Annotated in this window: 13 protein-coding genes and 1 tRNA gene; 5 read left to right on the top strand and 9 right to left on the bottom strand. The window is 36.7% G+C overall.

Features of this window, described 5'->3' with window-relative positions; translation table 11 throughout:
* The first annotated feature begins 4 nt into the window (after positions 1-4).
* Both GFU89_RS04290 and GFU89_RS04285 read left to right on the top strand, forming a co-directional pair.
* The gene (locus GFU89_RS04290) at positions 5-859 is read left to right on the top strand and encodes a hypothetical protein (protein WP_318845971.1); all 855 of its coding nucleotides are present in this window, start codon (positions 5-7) and stop codon (positions 857-859) included.
* A 7-nt stretch (positions 860-866) separates the two neighbouring features.
* The gene (locus GFU89_RS04285) at positions 867-1,778 is read left to right on the top strand and encodes a hypothetical protein (RefSeq protein WP_318845970.1); all 912 of its coding nucleotides are present in this window, start codon (positions 867-869) and stop codon (positions 1,776-1,778) included.
* 117 nt (positions 1,779-1,895) lie between these two features.
* Here GFU89_RS04285 and GFU89_RS04280 read toward each other — a convergent pair whose 3' ends face one another.
* Together GFU89_RS04280 and GFU89_RS04275 are read right to left on the bottom strand one after the other, a co-directional pair.
* Positions 1,896-2,489 carry a Crp/Fnr family transcriptional regulator gene (locus GFU89_RS04280; RefSeq protein ID WP_318845969.1) on the bottom strand — a complete coding sequence of 198 codons (594 nt, stop codon included), beginning with the start codon at positions 2,487-2,489 and terminating at the stop codon, positions 1,896-1,898.
* A gap of 716 nt (positions 2,490-3,205) precedes the next feature.
* Complete coding sequence (locus tag GFU89_RS04275; RefSeq protein WP_318845968.1) at positions 3,206-4,090, bottom strand: AraC family transcriptional regulator; 885 nt, start codon at positions 4,088-4,090, stop codon at positions 3,206-3,208.
* A gap of 435 nt (positions 4,091-4,525) precedes the next feature.
* Here GFU89_RS04275 and ccoN point away from each other — a divergent pair, with 435 nt between their 5' ends.
* Positions 4,526-6,787 (top strand): cytochrome-c oxidase, cbb3-type subunit I, encoded by a 2,262-nt coding sequence (gene ccoN, locus GFU89_RS04270; protein WP_318845967.1) that lies wholly within the window; start codon positions 4,526-4,528, stop codon positions 6,785-6,787.
* Positions 6,788-7,145: 358 nt separating this feature from the next.
* Here the strand turns inward: ccoN and GFU89_RS04265 are convergent, their stop codons facing one another.
* Together GFU89_RS04265 and GFU89_RS04260 are read right to left on the bottom strand one after the other, a co-directional pair.
* Positions 7,146-7,844: a LytTR family DNA-binding domain-containing protein gene (locus GFU89_RS04265; RefSeq protein WP_318845966.1), complete on the bottom strand. Its 699-nt coding sequence runs from the start codon at positions 7,842-7,844 to the stop codon at positions 7,146-7,148.
* On the bottom strand, positions 7,841-9,508 hold the full coding sequence (locus GFU89_RS04260; protein WP_318845965.1) for a histidine kinase: 1,668 nt from the start codon (positions 9,506-9,508) through the stop codon (positions 7,841-7,843). Before GFU89_RS04260 ends, GFU89_RS04265 begins: the two co-directional genes overlap by 4 nt.
* A 110-nt stretch (positions 9,509-9,618) precedes the next feature.
* Here GFU89_RS04260 and GFU89_RS04255 point away from each other — a divergent pair, with 110 nt between their 5' ends.
* Positions 9,619-11,994, top strand: a complete 2,376-nt coding sequence (locus tag GFU89_RS04255; RefSeq protein ID WP_318845964.1) for a TonB-dependent receptor domain-containing protein — start codon at positions 9,619-9,621, stop codon at positions 11,992-11,994.
* 222 nt (positions 11,995-12,216) lie between these two features.
* Here the strand turns inward: GFU89_RS04255 and GFU89_RS04250 are convergent.
* Positions 12,217-12,290 (bottom strand) — tRNA-Ala (locus GFU89_RS04250).
* A gap of 326 nt (positions 12,291-12,616) precedes the next feature.
* On the opposite strand from GFU89_RS04250, the gene GFU89_RS04245 reads away from it, so the two are divergent.
* The gene (locus tag GFU89_RS04245) at positions 12,617-13,414 is read left to right on the top strand and encodes an HAD family hydrolase (protein ID WP_318845963.1); all 798 of its coding nucleotides are present in this window, start codon (positions 12,617-12,619) and stop codon (positions 13,412-13,414) included.
* A 98-nt stretch (positions 13,415-13,512) separates the two neighbouring features.
* On the opposite strand, the gene GFU89_RS04240 is transcribed toward GFU89_RS04245, so the two are convergent.
* Genes GFU89_RS04240 through GFU89_RS04225 form a run of 4 tightly spaced genes read right to left on the bottom strand, consistent with a single transcriptional unit; the run spans position 13,513 to position 16,066 of the window.
* The gene (locus GFU89_RS04240) at positions 13,513-14,334 is read right to left on the bottom strand and encodes an alpha/beta hydrolase (protein WP_318845962.1); all 822 of its coding nucleotides are present in this window, start codon (positions 14,332-14,334) and stop codon (positions 13,513-13,515) included.
* 58 nt (positions 14,335-14,392) lie between these two features.
* Positions 14,393-14,911, bottom strand: coding sequence for a DsbA family protein (locus GFU89_RS04235; protein ID WP_318845961.1), 519 nt, complete (start codon positions 14,909-14,911; stop codon positions 14,393-14,395).
* A gap of 2 nt (positions 14,912-14,913) precedes the next feature.
* Entirely contained in the window at positions 14,914-15,375 is a 462-nt protein-coding gene (locus GFU89_RS04230; RefSeq protein ID WP_318845960.1) for a redoxin domain-containing protein, read from the bottom strand.
* 4 nt (positions 15,376-15,379) lie between these two features.
* Positions 15,380-16,066 carry a YoaK family protein gene (locus tag GFU89_RS04225; RefSeq protein ID WP_318845959.1) on the bottom strand — a complete coding sequence of 229 codons (687 nt, stop codon included), beginning with the start codon at positions 16,064-16,066 and terminating at the stop codon, positions 15,380-15,382.
* Positions 16,067-16,071: the final 5 nt, after the last annotated feature.

The following is a 16,071-nucleotide window of genomic DNA, read 5'->3' as shown; positions in this document are numbered from 1 at the left end:
GAATATGATGAAAAAGAATAAGAATATACCATACACACTGCTTGCCTATATTTTATGTTTTTCCTCGGGTAACATTTTTGCGCAGGTAGGTATTTTTACCCATAACCCTGCACAGACTTTACATATAGATGCCGCCAAAGACAATGGTGATACACCAGATGCTTTGAAAATAGCTAATGATATTGTGGTAAGTACAACAGGCAACCTGGGAATTGGTCTGCTGAATCCGGTTACCAAGCTTGATCTTCGTTCTGCAGATAATAAAGGAATTATGGGATTAGGAACAGGCACACAAGTCGCAACAGAAGCGGGTGCCGGTGCTATACGCTACAATACAGGTGGATTTTTAGAATACTCTGATGGGGAACAATGGATTGCGCTTCCTCTTAAAGCTCCAACCAAAGCACTTGTTAATGCTAATAAAACCTCAGCGCAAAGCATCGGAAACAATACAACTACTTCAATATCAGGATGGAATGAGACTGTTGATTTGGGCACAGCGGTTCCGAATGGTGATTTTGATCCTTCTAACGGGACGTTTACTGCTCCCCGTGACGGATTTTATCTGGTGTCATTTAATATTACGTTAGCTAATGGTAATATTCCTAAAAATACCTTTATAGAAACGGCAATAGAAAGTAACCAAAATTCTGAAAACATACCCGTATTTAAAACAGTAAACTCTTATCCTGCATTTCAGGCAGGGGCAGTAAGCAATTTTATAAGCGGAAACTGTAATGCCATTTTCAACCTGAAGACTGGGAACACGATTAAATTCAGTGTTAAACATAATTTAGGGACTGCAAGAAATACCCTGAATGATGGAAAATTAAATAATTTAAGTATTAGTGAGCTATAAAAATACAATGATGATACAGCTATATAAAACAAAAAACACACCCTTCGTTTTCATTCTTCTGCTTTTGGGAACTCTTCATGTTAATGCACAAATAGGATTCGGAGTAGGTAACCCGACAAATCCTGTGGAAATCAATACTGATGCAGGTAAAGTGGTTATAGACAATACGGGCAGGTTGGGAGTACTGGTTCCCAGTCCTAAGGTTGCTGTAGATTTACGCAGTGGAAATAATGGTTCCATAGCGATAGGCAATACGGATAAAACAGCCAGCCAGGCAGGGGCAGGGGCTTTGCGGTATGTTGCAAGTCCAGCCATCGGAGTAAAAGGCTATTTAGAATTTTCTGATGGTAACAACTGGGTAAGTTTTTTTCCTAAAGGTAAGCCCCGTATTGTAGTAATGGCGAATAAGATGACTCAGGATACCTATGTGTTTGAAAGTGCAACCCCTTCAGAAATAGGTACTAAATCCGGTATTGTACAGCGTAGATCGTCTTATTTAACCAATTGGGTAGAAAAACTTGACTCAGATTCAGGAGTGCCGACAAATAATTTTGATCCTGCAACAGGAGAGTTTATTGCTCCCCGAACCGGAGTATACTTTGCAACCTTTACTTTTGCGCTGCAGCCAAGCCAGGTAAATACCGGAGGAAATAACCAGACAGAAGCCATATGGGAGGTCAGAAATCCGGGAGGTACAATTACTCAAAGGGTAAAAACAAATAATGGATATGCTTCTGATACAGGAGCCAGTCCCAATGTTGTACCTGTAGGTTCCGCATGTACTGTAAGTGTTTATTTGAATAAAGGAGATCGGTTGAGACCTTTCACCTGGATTACAGTGGCATTTGACGGTACAATAAGCCAATTCGATATATCAGGAAGCGGAGCATACAATTCACTGACGATCGTAGAACAATAATGCTGTTGATTCATGATTTATATATACAATACACAAATGTCTTAATATATGCTGGGAGGCTCCTTTGTTCAGGGAGTCTCTCAATTTTTTGATGTGATGCTACTGAATTCCTGATTTTTAATAAAATATCTTCCTGTTCTGAACTTTTATTAAATGTGCATTATGCATTTTTTTTATTGTTCTGATCACTGTTTCCACACGCAGCCCTGTTAAATTAGCTAGTTGCTGTCTGGTAAGGGGAATCTGGAATGAATATTTGTTATGGTCATTATCACCCTTAAGATAATCCATTACCGTTTTGAGCTTATTTAAGGGATCAGGTGAGGAAACATTAAATAACATGACATACTTGTAGTATAACCGCTCAGCCAGACATTTGAACATTTTGGAAGACACTTCAGGATTTTGATTCAGTAAACTGAAGAAATCCGTTTTGGATAGTTTGAGGACAGTACAGGAAGTTTTAGCTGTAGCATTGGTAGGGTAGGCCTTTTCATCAAAGAGAAAAGATTCTCCAAAACTTTCCCCGTCATACAAAATGTTTTGAATAAATTCTTTGCCGTCTTCGTGATAATTGTTTAGTTCAACAATACCATTAATAATCTGATAATAAAACTTTGGCAAATTTCCTTCATGAAAAATCGTTTGATGAGCTTCAAAGTTTTCATAATTTGCACCGTAGGCTAATAATAAATCTTCACTTATTATCATGTCTTTAAATTTTATAAGTTAATAATGAATTATTTTAAAAAAATTATCAAACGCAAAACAAAAAACAAACCATATTCATCAAATTTTGTAAAAAAAAGTACCACATTTTTTACTCTTTTTTTTTGAATCCTTCACTATTGTCTTCAATTGGAAATTCCCTGCCAGAAAGGATTTAATATATTTTAACATGAATATTATGATTTTAATCATAATATTGTGACTCGTATTTCACTATTTTTGGAATAATAAAACTAATCCATGAAATAAGGATAACATAAAAACTTGTTAGACTAAAAATTATTAAAGATTATCAAAGATTATGAAAGACTTATTTTCATTACAAGGGAAGAGGAAGGATCATATTATGCGGTATTTTAAGAAAAAAATGTACCAATGGATCGAAAAGGGTAACTGGATTACCTTTACAATTAAAAAATGGTACAGGACCATGATTATATCATGTTTAATAGATAATGATTTAGTTACTTTAATTATTGTAAGAACAAGGGTTGCTCCATTTTACGAAAAATATACAGTATTATAGATTGCTCTTTTGTAAGAAGGGTGAAGATTATCTTCTTTGCAGATTTTTTTGACTTTCAGCTTGCTGCATCCACTATACTTTTTCTTTATTGGCTTTGCATTTCGGACGATTTATACTTAAAAGGGAAAGCCCTGTACTCATCATTTTAAAGCTGTTTTTTAAGAATTAAAAACTACGCTGTATAATGTTGTTTTCTAAATGCTTCAGGAGTAAGCCGCGTATATTTTTTGAAAAATTTTATAAAATAAGAAGTATCAAAAAAGTTTAATTCCAGTGCTATATTGGCGACTGATACATTGTAATTCACAAGCATTCTTTTAGCTTCAAGTAATATTCTGTTTCTTATTATTTCCCCAGATGATATATTGAGGTGTTCTTTACATAAAAAATTTAAATGATTTGAAGTTATGTAGAGTAATGCAGCGTAATCTTTTGGAAGCCTAAGATCCTTAAAATTGTCCTCAATAAGAGAAAAGAACTGCTTTAATATTATAGAATTATGATGGGTTGTACCTAGAACAGGGATCTCCATTTGTAATTCTCTACTCACAATGATAAAAAGTTGCAGCATTTTTGAAGCGATCATCAATGGTATATATTGATCATCGTTAGCCAATTCTCCAAGAATGTTTTCAAAAATATCAATAACCTTTGATCGGTTAGTTTCGTTAATCTTTAACATTTGACAACGAGAAAATACATTGAAAAATGCAAACTGATCAAGAATGGAAGAGCTTAAAAATAATTGATCAAAAAAAATCCCGGAAAAATTAATAACATATCCCTGAACATCAGTTTCAAAATCCCAATGATGAACCTGTCCGGGAGACATAAAATAAATACTGCCTGCTTCAATAGGATAGTTTGTAAAATCAATAGTATGATTTCCTGTACCAGATGTAAAATAGACCAGATGATAAAAATTGTGTTTGTGAATGTTTTTTATGGGGGGATTCTTTGCTAAATATCCTTCAAATCTGTCTGCATTGAAAAGATCGTTTGATAATTTATGAGTTATCAAATGGCAAATATCAAATGTTGGATATGGCTTTTCCATCTAATTTTCTATGTTTTTATTTCATCAATGGTTTAAAAGTAAAATGTTCAAGGTTATTGTTTATTCTTTTAGACCGTAGAATTATTATGAACTTTTTATAACAATGGTTAGGATTAATTATTTTATCAAATGTAAGCCAATCTTTAAATGAAATAATAGGACTAATTGTACAAAATACTGTACAAATCACTCATAACAACGAGCGTTTTACGATGTGTTGGTTAACAATCATCTTTTCTAAAGTCTAAATCTTTACCCTATATAATTAGAATAATGACTTCATTAAATCTTTCATTAAAGCAATATTTTCCATAATTATTACCATAGATAGACTCAGTGGACTTTATAAATTTGAAAATTATTTTAAGGCTAAGAAATAGCGCACTAAAGCGGTATGATAAGGTTGAAAAGTGGAAAATAAAATAGATAGTTGATATGGAGTCACAAAAGTTTAGTTATGATAACAATATTGTCCGGGCTTTTTTATATGCTACGATAATATTTGGGATAATAGGATTTACGTTTGGTTTAACAGCAGCATTAATGCTTTTTTATCCTGAACTTCCTGAGTTCTTATTTGGAACAGATGATACAACAATTCAAAGTTTAAAGACAGGAGGAATTCAGTCTTTAATTGATACACACGGAGCTTTTGGTTTTGGAAGAATCAGAATGCTGCATACTAATACGGTTATTTTTGCATTTGTCTGCAATAGTATTTATACCGGAGTTTATTATTCTTTACCGCGGCTTTTAAAGACACCAATGGCAAGTGCAACATTATCCTGGATTCACTTCTGGACGTGGCAAATAATGATTGTAGCTACATTTATCACCTTTTTTATGGGTATAAATACTTCTAAAGAATATGCAGAACATGAATGGCCAATTGATATTTTAATTACTTTTTCATGGGTTATTTTTGGCGTTAATATGTTTATGACAATTGCCAGGAGAAGGGTTAGGCATCTTTATGTGGCAATATGGTTTTATATAGGAACCTGGATTGGGTTGGCAATGCTCCATATTTTGAATAATCTGGAGATTCCTTTATCTTTTACAGGGTGGAAGTCTTATTCTATGTATTCCGGTGTGAAAGATGCTTTGGTACAATGGTGGTATGGTCATAATGCTGTTGCATTTGTTTTAACAACTCCTATTTTGGGGTTAATGTATTATTTTCTTCCTAAAGCTGCTGAAAGACCTGTTTTTTCCTATAAGCTTTCAATTATCCATTTTTGGTCATTGATATTTGTCTATTTATGGGCGGGTCCGCATCACCTGCAGTATACAGCTTTACCTGCATGGGCTCAAGCAGTGGGAACCGGTTTTTCCATTATGCTTATTGCACCGTCTTGGGGCGGAATGTTAAACGGACTCTTGACTCTAAGAGGGGCCTGGGATAAGGTAAGAGAAAATCCGATATTGAAGTTCTTTGTTGTTGCAGTAACCTGCTATGGAATGGTAACTTTTGAAGGCCCTTTATTAGCCACCAAGAATATTAATAAAATTGGACATTTTACAGACTGGGTCATCGGCCATGTTCATTTAGGCGCACTGGGATGGAACGGATTTATGGCTTTTGGGATGATTTATTACTTAGTTCCTATTATGTGGAAAACAAAAATATGGTCTGCTAAACTGGCTAACTGGCATTTTTGGTTAGGAACATTAGGGATAATCTTTTACGCAGTTCCCATGTATATTTCTGGGTTTACCCAAGGCTTGATGTGGAAACAATTCAATCCTGATGGAACATTAATGTGGAAAAACTGGCTGGATACAGTGACGGCTATTATTCCATATTATAAAATGAGATTTATTGGAGGAACTTTTTATATTTCTGGAGCTATTCTTATGGTTATAAATGTTATTGCAACCGTTAGAAAAGGATCATTTCAAAAAGTTGTACATGCTGAAGCCCCTGCACTGGCAGTTATAAGCAATCGGCGAAAAGACGGTGAGGGTGTACATTTATGGATCGAAAGGATGCCTTATTTATTAAGTGTTTTATCCTTTATTGTAATATCTATAGGAGGTGCCGTTGAAATTATTCCAACATTATCTCTAAAACAAAGTGTTCCGCCTATTTCAGCAGTAAAACCCTATTCACCACTTGAGTTAGAGGGGCGTGATATTTATATTCGTGAAGGATGTAATGCTTGTCATTCCCAAATGATAAGACCTTTTAGAGACGAAATAGTAAGATTTAATGGGAAAAATGGGGAGTATTCTAAAGCTGGAGAATTTGTTTATGACAGACCTTTCTTGTGGGGCTCAAAGAGAACCGGCCCGGATTTACATCGAGAAGGCGGCAAGAATCCAAGTTCATGGCATTATAAACATATGTATAATCCCAGATCTACCTCTGCAGGTTCAATAATGCCGAGATATCCATGGCTTATTACGAATGATCTTGATAGGTCTCAAATGGTAGATAAGATTGTTTTTATGAAGAAAATGTATGATGTTCCATATAGTAAAGCTGAAATTGATTCTGCTGAAATTTGGGCAGATCATCAGGCATCTGAAATTGTAAAAGATATTTTTTCTGAAGCGAATGACTTAAAAGAAGCATATTCTAAAAAACCTAAAGGAGAATTGGAGAAGAAAGAAATTGTAGCACTTATTTCATACCTTCAAAGGTTAGGTACAGATATAAAAACAACAGAAATAAAAACTGTTAGTAACAATTAACAACATAAAAATGATACCACAAAATTTTAAAAATTTTTTGTTCAATATTGAAAACAAAGAATTATATCAAAGTATAACACTGCTATTTTTTATCTTTTTCTTTAGCTTATTAATTATCGTTGTATTTAGTAAATCTAAAAATGATTATATAAAAGTATCACGTTTACCATTAGAAGATGAGTAAGCTAAGGCTTATTATTTAAAATTGTGCTACCCTGTTTTTCTTCTATTTATTTAATGTATCGATCTCATCCTGGGTAGCACTTTAATGATGAAAATACAGAAACGGGATTTTTGGTAGATAGTTTTTCTTTACAAAGACGAACTCTGAAGGTGATGATTCAGCTTATATCATGCATCAGATTATCTTTTTTTTAAGTTCCTTGTATTTTGAACGTCCTATCGGTAAGATTTCCCCTGTCAGGAGCAGCAATTCATACCGGGAACCAGGATTAATCAATATCTTTTCAGCCTGTTGAAGATTAACAAGGTAAGATTTATGAATACGTTCAAACCGGTCGGGAAGGAGTTGCTGCAAAAGCTCAAGTGATTTATCATGTAATTCTTGCTGCCCGTTTTTAAGATGCAGTTCAGTATAAATTCCGGCCCCTTTGACGTAGATGACCTCCGCAATATTCACCAGCCGAATCTGTCCGGCCCTTTTTACTGCTAGGTATTTAATAGTTTCATCGTGTTTTATTGCCGGACTGATAAACCGGTTCAAAGCCTGAAAAAGTCTGTCCTGATCAAAAGGTTTGGGAACGAAATCAAGCACACCATAGGCAAATGCGTGGATCGCTTTGTCGATATTGGCGGAAACAATAATTGTATGAAAAGAAGCTGCAACCATCTGCTCCAATACCTCAAAACCGTTATCACCATTAAGATTAAGATCCAAAAGGAGTAGATCCGGAGTTTGACTGGCAATTTCATCAAGGCCTTTTTGTAGAGAATCACAGATCGTAATTCGGGTAGGCTCATTCCCGAAAAACTCAGTGGTCATTCGTTCTAAACGTCTGGCAATCCGGGATTCGTCCTCTATGATGAGTATATTCATGGTCGTAAAATTTGAATGGTAGATGCCCAGCCGCTTTCTGTAACTCCCGAATTGAAGGTCCAGTTTTGTTGATAGCTTTCCGTTAGACGCGCTCTGATATATTTAAAACCGTTACCACCCGTCCGGTCTGTCAGTACCCGCCGATTTTTTGCGATAGTTTCAAAAACATACTGATGAGCCTCTTTCGAAACCGAATAACGGAGGATGAATTTAACAGTATTTCCGGACATCGGTTCACTATGAGTAATACCATTCTCCAGTAAAGTATGAATAATGGCAGGCGGTATAAACTGTGTTTCGTCAATCCCGGTTTGTTCCCAGATATAATTAATTTCCTTTCGGAATCCCATCACAGAAAGATGCTGTCTGCAGAGTTCCAGTTCTTTGGATACAGGGATCAGGGTCTGCTCAGAGATTTCGTTCATAATATCAAATTCTGCCGCTAATGCCTGGATGAAGCGTGACCCTTCTTTGGGAGATTCTTCCACCCAATCCATCATGGAAGTAAGAGTATTTCTTAAAAAATGGGGTTGGATATTTTTTTTGATCAGTTCCAGCTGCAGTCTTGAAGAAAGTAGTAAAGAATTTTGATGTTCAGCCTCAATAACACTGGTACGGATGGAATGAAGATAAAGCATACATAAGACGATCACGGTAAAACTCACGAACAGTCCGAAATCATATACCATATATCTGTTGACCAAAGCACTGAGTAAAAGCCCGGTCAGTACGATAAAACTTCCCTTCTCTTTTTGGATAATACTGTTCAGTACCACAATAAAAGCAGTGACAAGCATAGCAAGACTGTAGAGCCGGGCCGTCAGGTCATAATGCCCATAATTAAACCCATACAATAACAGCAGAGTTACCAATAAAGCTGCTATGAGCCAGCCTCCTTTTTTAAAGTTGAATTGGATGATAAAATACAAGGGAACGAGTAGTGCATTGGCAAAAGTCAGCCAGCCGATGATTTCCAGCCGGATAAAAAATCTGGAATAAGGGATAACCACATGGAACTTCAGGTATTCCATTATTAGTAAAGCAAAAAAAAGCAGGCAAATGGTTCCGAAAATCAGGATATCCCATTGTTTACGTTTGCTGTTCACATAAAGGAAAAAATAATAGATCGCTGCAGTGAGGAAGGCTCCGGCCATTAAGTTCATATAAGACATGGTAATCAATGGATTGGTCAATAATGTAGGATAGTTTTCTATACTAAAACTAATGCTCCGTTGTACATGGGGAAGCGAAGATTGTGAACTTCGCAAGGCAACCGTATGAAGACCAGGCGAAACTAAATGATCCGGAATTCTGTAATAGCTGCCCTCGGTACCGGGTACTTCAGGTCTTCCATTTTGAGGAACCTGTCCGTTTTTACCGATTAATATTCCATCCCAATAGACTTCAAAAGCACCAAAGGATTGTATCTGGAGACCAAGAGGAAGGACATCTTTTTCTACTTTACGAAGCTCTAAATGCGTTCGCGACCAGAATATCTTGTCCGAAGTATTTCCCCGGGATTCTGACCAGTCTTTATCATTGAAGTTTTTTGCTGCCCATGCCGTATTGTCACCGATTTTGTAGACAGGTATGGGATTTTCATTGCTGATAACAGCCGGAACCAGGAAACCAAGAAACGTTAATAAAAATAACAGATGCTGCATAATGTAAATATACAACGGAATACCCAAAATCTGATGACTGTTTAAAAGCTGATAGAGCCGTTCACATGTTTTTAAGTAAAGTGCCTGGCTCCTCGCTTTACATTTACATTATGAAACAGATAATACTAATCTTTGTTGTACTGATTACTGCTCAATACTGCTTTGCACAGGGATCAGAAATAACAGGTACGGTGCATGAAAAACCGGCTCTGCCTATACCGTATGTAACTGTAATACTTAAAGAAAATCAGGAAAAACAACTTGCCGTTGTTATCACAGATAGTAAAGGAATGTTCCGTATGGAAAATATCCCCGCAGGAAATTACCATATCAGTTACAGTCTTATGGGGTTTAAAACCATTAATCAGCCTGTAGAGGTCAGCTCTGGTACTTCGGTAAAGGTCGGGACAATCCTTTTAGAGCCTGATGCAAAATTGTTGGAAGAAGTATCAATGACTTCTCAACGAGCATCTGTCAGCCTGAAACTGGATAAAAAAGTTTTCGAAGTGGGGAAAGATGTTCTCTCACAATCGGGAGCTGTCACAGATCTGCTGAATATGGTTCCCTCGGTGAGTGTAAGTCCTATAGGCGCAGTCAGCCTTCGGGGAAACACGAATGTATTGGTATTGATAGACGGACGACGTACCGGATTAACCCAGGGAAATGCCCTTGAGCAGGTGCCTGCAGATCAGGTGGAACGGGTGGAAGTGATCACGAATCCTTCATCAAGATTTGATGCTGGAGGCTCGGCTGGAATAATTAATATCATCCTGAAAAAGAATAAGAAGTCAGGATTTAGCGGCCAGCTTCGGGTAGTTGGTGGTATCCCCAATGAAACCCGCCTGAGTCCCAGTATTAATTATAAATCAAATAAGCTTAATTTGTTTGGAACTTATGGATTGAGATTGTCAGATTATGTAGGCTTGTATACGATGCAGCAGTCTACCGGGCTTCTGGATACACCGGTTTACCTGAACCAGCGACAGGATGAAGACAGACATGATGATGCCAGATTACTTTATCTTGGGGCAGATTATCAGATCAACGACCATAATACGCTTACTGTTGCATTTTTAAGAAACGCAACCAATGATCATGACAAGACCAGCTTAAATTACCTGTATTCAGGAAAGAATGACATGATCGACAGCAGTCTTATCCGCAAAGGTGAATCATGGGAAAAACGAAGCTTCAATCAGCTGGAAGCTAATTATACCCGTACTTTTGAACGGGTTGGAAAGAAATTTACCGTTGACCTGCAATATGATTTCTGGAACAGCAGTAAAGATTGGAATCTGGTAACCAGTAAGCTTTTACCGGCTGCTGCTACTTTGCCTGTAATCAGAACAAATTCAACGGGTGGAAGTAAAGATTTTATGATTAAAACAGATATGGTACAACCTCTGGACAGCACTTCTGTACTGGAATTTGGACTGAAAGCAGAGAATCGCAGTGTAACCAGTGATTTTATTGCCGAACAACAAAATAATACAGAATGGGAAATCATTGATCAGATTGACAATCATCTGCTGTATAAAGAATTGATTGGAAGTGCTTATGTACAATTTTCCGGAAAGACAGAAAAATTGAGCTATCAGGCAGGCTTACGCGGTGAGCTGACCCATATCGGGATCAAAGACCTCAAAGGGAGCTATACCAATGATAAAAATTACAACCGTCTTTTTCCAACATTCAATATCAGCTATCGTTTTAATGAAGGGACAACCTTGCAGGGCAGTTACAGTAAACGGATCAACAGACCTTCTCTATACATGATTTATCCTTTTAATGAATTAACAGATCTGAGCACTCGTTATGTTGGCAACCCTGACCTCAACCCATCTTATGCTGATGTATTTGAAGTCGCTTTTCTTAGAAACTGGAAAACCCTCACTTTTAATCCTGCATTCTATTACCAGCAAAATAGGGGAGTAATAGAAGATTATACTTACAGGAATGCCAATGGATTGTTTATCAGTATGCCCGTTAACATTGATAAAGAAATACGACAGGGCTTTGAATTATCACTATTGTATAACCCTGTTAAATGGCTGCAGGTAAATACAGAGCTTAATCTATTTCATTATGCCAAGCAAGGAACTTATCATACTCAAAGCTTTGATTATTCAGGTAATACGCTTACCGCACGGTTAAGTGCCCAGCTGAAACTGAAGAATAAACTTGCTTTCCAGGCCGTTTATAATCTGAGAGGAGCCAATGCCACTGCGCAAACCCGTAACAATGCTCTACATAGTATTGATTTTGGCTGCAGCAAGACTTTTTTGAAGGATAAAGTAACGGTGACATTTGATGTAAGTAACCTGTTTGAGCTTAGAAAATCCAGTAGCGTGACTAAAGGCTCAGATTACGAGATCAACCAAACCAGTATTCCCAATGCAGCCCGCTATCGGTTAACATTGGTCTATAAACTTAATCTGAAAGATAACCAGGCTGTCCGGCAGGCCAAAAGTGTTAACCGTGATTAATTTTTCCTATAAATAAAAAAGCGAGTAGCTAAGGGTGAACGTGATTCTTATAGTGATTTTCATGTTCGAAAACGCTTGAACTATAGATGCTTACCAATACCCAGGAATTATTCTGCTGAAAAATCTGCGATTTCATTGTATAAAAAAAAATCCTGCAAATTTTAATTTTGCGGGATTTATGAGTTTTTAGTGCATTTTGAGGATTTCATCAGTTACACAAAGTGGAGAATACGGGATTCGAACCCGTGACCTTTTGACTGCCAGTCAAACGCGCTAGCCAACTGCGCCAATCCCCCTTGTCTTCTTTTATTGTGAAGCGGGTACAAAAGTAAGTATTTAAATAATATATGCAACTATTTTGTAGTTTTTTATTTGATAAAAATTTGAAATGGAACAGAATTAAATTTTGTATGCATTCAAAATTTAGATGCTTAATATTATTACCCTGATAGGATGTTGCAAAAGGATGATGTAAGGATATTAAAAGACAATATAAAAATAAATATTAGAAAGTCTGCCAGCTATCCAATACAATAAAAAATAATAAAATCAATATCTTTGAAAAAGAATAAACCAATTGTAATTCTGATTCATTCAGAATGTAGCTTTTCCCACTAAAATTATGGAGCATATTAAATTAATTGTTACCGACATGGACGGGACTTTCCTCAATTCCAGTCATGAAATGAGCCCTGAATTTTCGGATGTTTACAAGGAACTGAAAAAAAGAAATATTTTATTTGTACCGGCAAGCGGAAGGCAGATGCCCGGGATTACCCATTATTTCGGAGATATAGAGAACGAGATCGGTTTTATTGCTGAAAACGGCGGCTATGTGGTCTATAAAGATCAGGAACTTTTTGCTGATACCCTGGAATATAAACATATTGTTGAGATCATAAAGACTGTTCGTGAAATACCAGGAGCCAAAGCTGTATTATCAGCTAAGAAATATGCTTATTATGAAACCGATGATCAGCAGTTCGTGGATTTTTTCTCTAAGTATTATACCAAAAATATGAAGAAAGATGATCTGACGGAAAAAATTGATGATACAGCCTTTAAAATTGCAGTTTATCATCCGGATGGTTCTGAAAAGCATCTTTATCCTGCCCTTAAAAAATTTGAAGATCTGGGTCTGGAAATAGTCATTTCCGGAGCACATTGGCTGGATGTCATGAATAAAGATATTAATAAAGGGAATGCCCTGAAAATACTTCAGAAGTCTCTGGGGATTTCTCCTGAAAATACGATGGCTTTCGGAGACTATATGAATGATATAGAAATGCTGAAGAATGCCAAATATTCCTATGCTATGAAAAATGCCCACCCAAATGTAAAGCTGGTAGCTAATTTTGAGGCTTCTACGAATGACAGCTTTGGTGTATTGAAAGCGATTAAAGATTATCTGCAAAACTGATATTTTAATTCTTATATAGGAAATATCAAACCTTTTGAAATAATAAAAAGATGAGCCTTATAAGGCTCATCTTGGTATAGAAGTAAGGGTAGATCAGATTAAGATCTGATAAACTCCAGGATATCTTTGTTAATTGTTTCGTGCTCTGTAGTCGGCATTCCGTGAGGGAAACCGGGATAGGTAATCAGTTTTCCATTCTTTAATAACTTCGCTGATTTTATGGCGGCGTTTTCAATCGGGACAATCTGGTCATCTTCTCCGTGAAGAACTAAAACAGGAATATCAACAGCTTTTAAATCTTCGGTTAAATCTGTTTCAGAAAAAGCTTTAATACCGTCATAATGTGCTACAATACCGCCCATCATTCCTTGTCTCCACCAGTTTCTCTGAATACCTTCTTTGATGTTGGCACCCTCTCTGTTGTACCCGTAGAAAGGAAATGTTAAATCAATATAAAACTGGTTTCTGTTGTTGAGGGTCTGGTCTCTGATATTGTCGAAAACTTCAATCGGAACACCATCAGGATTGCTTTCACTTTTTACCATTACCGGTGGAATAGCACTGATCAGAACTGCTTTTTTAGCTCTTCCGTTAGAATATTTATTCACATAACGGATTACTTCACCACCACCTGTTGAGTGCCCAATGTGAACCACATCTTTCAAATCAAGAAATTCTACCAGTTCGGCTGCATCAGAAGCATATTGTTCAATGGTATGATTATAAATGTTCTGGCTGGAGCGGCCGTGTCCTCTTCTGTCGTGGGCAATTACTCTGTAGCCTTTCTGTAAGAAAAAGATCACCTGTGCATCCCAGTCATCAGATGATAAAGGCCATCCGTGGTGAAACATCAGTACGGGTCCTTCTCCCTGATCTTTGTAAAAAATTTCTGTTCCGTCTTTTAATGTTAATGTGCTCATTGTTGTTATGTTTTTAATGTTATGAATTGATTTTATTTTATTTTAAAAATGATTTTGTTTAGTTAATGGTATTTTCACGTACCAGCTGAAAAAGATCTTCGGCGCTTCCATTGAATTTATTTCCATTAATGAAAAATGAAGGAGTTCCGTTTACCCCGCTCATAATACCGCTTTCAAAATCGGTATCTACTTTTTCTGCTAATGCCTGTTTTTGAATATCTTCCTGGAATTCGGGAATGTTTAATTTCAGTTTTTCTGCAAGCTTTAGTAGCAGATCTTCATTCAGAAATTCCTGATTTTCATAAATAGCATCATGCATTTCCCAGAATTTTCCCTGTAACCCGGCCGCTTCTGCTACCAACGCTGCCGGTCTTGCATACTGATGCATTTCTGACAGAGGAAAATTTCTGAAAACAAATCTGATCTGATCTCCGAATTCTTTCATTAATTCTTTAAGTACCGGATAAGCGGCTCCACAATAAGGACACTGGTAATCCCCGTATTCTACAATGACTAAATCGGCATCTAAACTGCCTTGGGTATGGTCAGCATTACTGACTGCTGGTTTTAATGACATAATTATTTTGTGTTAAGGGTTTCTAATGCTTCTAAAATTCCGTCCGCGCCTGGGTTGATAGCCGTAGGAGACTGATAACTCCATTGGATAATGCCATCTTTATTAATGACAAAAAGTGCTCTGTTGCATTCCCCTCCCTCATCGTTGTAAACCCCATATTTCTTTGCAGTGTCTCCCTTCGCTTCAAAATCTGCCAGCAAAGGAAAATGAAGGCTTCTGGATTGTGAAAATGCCAGGTGACACCATTTACTGTCTACAGAAATTCCAAAAATCTCAGCATCATACTTTTTGAAATATTTCAGCATTTCGTTATACAATGCCATCTGGTCACTACAAACCGGGCTCCAGTCTGCGGGATAAAAGGCAAGAATGACATTTCTGCCCCTGAATTCAGATAAGGTGATTTTCTGATCTGGAGTTGCAAATAATGTAAAATCAGGAGCAACTGTATTTTTTTGTAACATTGGGTTAGTTTTTAATAGTTGAAATAGGTATTGTTAATGCGCAAATCAGCAGTAAAGCTGCCGGAAAAATCAGTGTCCAGTTTCCTAAAAAAGAGAGTAGGAAAGGAGCAGCTGAAGCACCGGAGAGAAAACCCAGCCATAAGAATAATAAATGAAAGATATTCGCTTTATATTCACTGCGCTGGTCTTTATGATCATTCATTACAAACATAGCTGTTGCTCTTGCGAGGCTGTTTAAAGTTCCTGTAACAAAATCAGTGTTGATCTTTTGGCTTCCGACTGATGTTACAATCGTATTCATAAGTCCCATCGAAAAACCGATCACTGCGATAGATATCACATTGGCAATAGGTTCATAATAATCAGCTATACTGTAAAAGATCATTATTCCTGAAACGATGTAGAAGGTAATATTTTTAATTCTGCATTTCTTCCATAATGATAAACAGGTACCAGTATAGATTCCGATCAGAAAAAATAAGATGACTGTAACAGAAGTAATGATTATGCCGGATTTTTCACTGAAAAAAGCCGCCCCCATCTGCGTGGTATTTCCACTCATAAAAGAAACATAAGTTTTCCATTGAATCAGTCCTGTAGCATCGGTATATCCTGCGATAAAAGCCAGAAATATTGCAAGTTTCTCCTGTATTCTGACAGAGCCGTCAGATGTAAGAGATTGTGTTTCCAAAAGCA

The organism is Chryseobacterium sp. JV558, assembly GCF_033712365.1.
Classification (GTDB): domain Bacteria; phylum Bacteroidota; class Bacteroidia; order Flavobacteriales; family Weeksellaceae; genus Chryseobacterium.
Note: the sequence above shows the minus strand (reverse complement) of the source record. Positions and strands in the feature narration are given on the sequence as shown.

What these genes read in the sequence shown, in the direction of transcription:
- GFU89_RS04290 (WP_318845971.1), top strand. Translation starts at nt 5, where the DNA reads ATGATGAAAAAGAATAAGAATATACCATACACACTGCTTGCCTATATT.
- GFU89_RS04285 (WP_318845970.1), top strand. Translation starts at nt 867, where the DNA reads ATGATGATACAGCTATATAAAACAAAAAACACACCCTTCGTTTTCATT.
- GFU89_RS04280 (WP_318845969.1), bottom strand. Translation starts at nt 2,489, where the DNA reads ATGATAATAAGTGAAGATTTATTATTAGCCTACGGTGCAAATTATGAA.
- GFU89_RS04275 (WP_318845968.1), bottom strand. Translation starts at nt 4,090, where the DNA reads ATGGAAAAGCCATATCCAACATTTGATATTTGCCATTTGATAACTCAT.
- ccoN (WP_318845967.1), top strand. Translation starts at nt 4,526, where the DNA reads ATGGAGTCACAAAAGTTTAGTTATGATAACAATATTGTCCGGGCTTTT.
- GFU89_RS04265 (WP_318845966.1), bottom strand. Translation starts at nt 7,844, where the DNA reads ATGAATATACTCATCATAGAGGACGAATCCCGGATTGCCAGACGTTTA.
- GFU89_RS04260 (WP_318845965.1), bottom strand. Translation starts at nt 9,508, where the DNA reads ATGCAGCATCTGTTATTTTTATTAACGTTTCTTGGTTTCCTGGTTCCG.
- GFU89_RS04255 (WP_318845964.1), top strand. Translation starts at nt 9,619, where the DNA reads ATGAAACAGATAATACTAATCTTTGTTGTACTGATTACTGCTCAATAC.
- GFU89_RS04245 (WP_318845963.1), top strand. Translation starts at nt 12,617, where the DNA reads ATGGAGCATATTAAATTAATTGTTACCGACATGGACGGGACTTTCCTC.
- GFU89_RS04240 (WP_318845962.1), bottom strand. Translation starts at nt 14,334, where the DNA reads ATGAGCACATTAACATTAAAAGACGGAACAGAAATTTTTTACAAAGAT.
- GFU89_RS04235 (WP_318845961.1), bottom strand. Translation starts at nt 14,911, where the DNA reads ATGTCATTAAAACCAGCAGTCAGTAATGCTGACCATACCCAAGGCAGT.
- GFU89_RS04230 (WP_318845960.1), bottom strand. Translation starts at nt 15,375, where the DNA reads ATGTTACAAAAAAATACAGTTGCTCCTGATTTTACATTATTTGCAACT.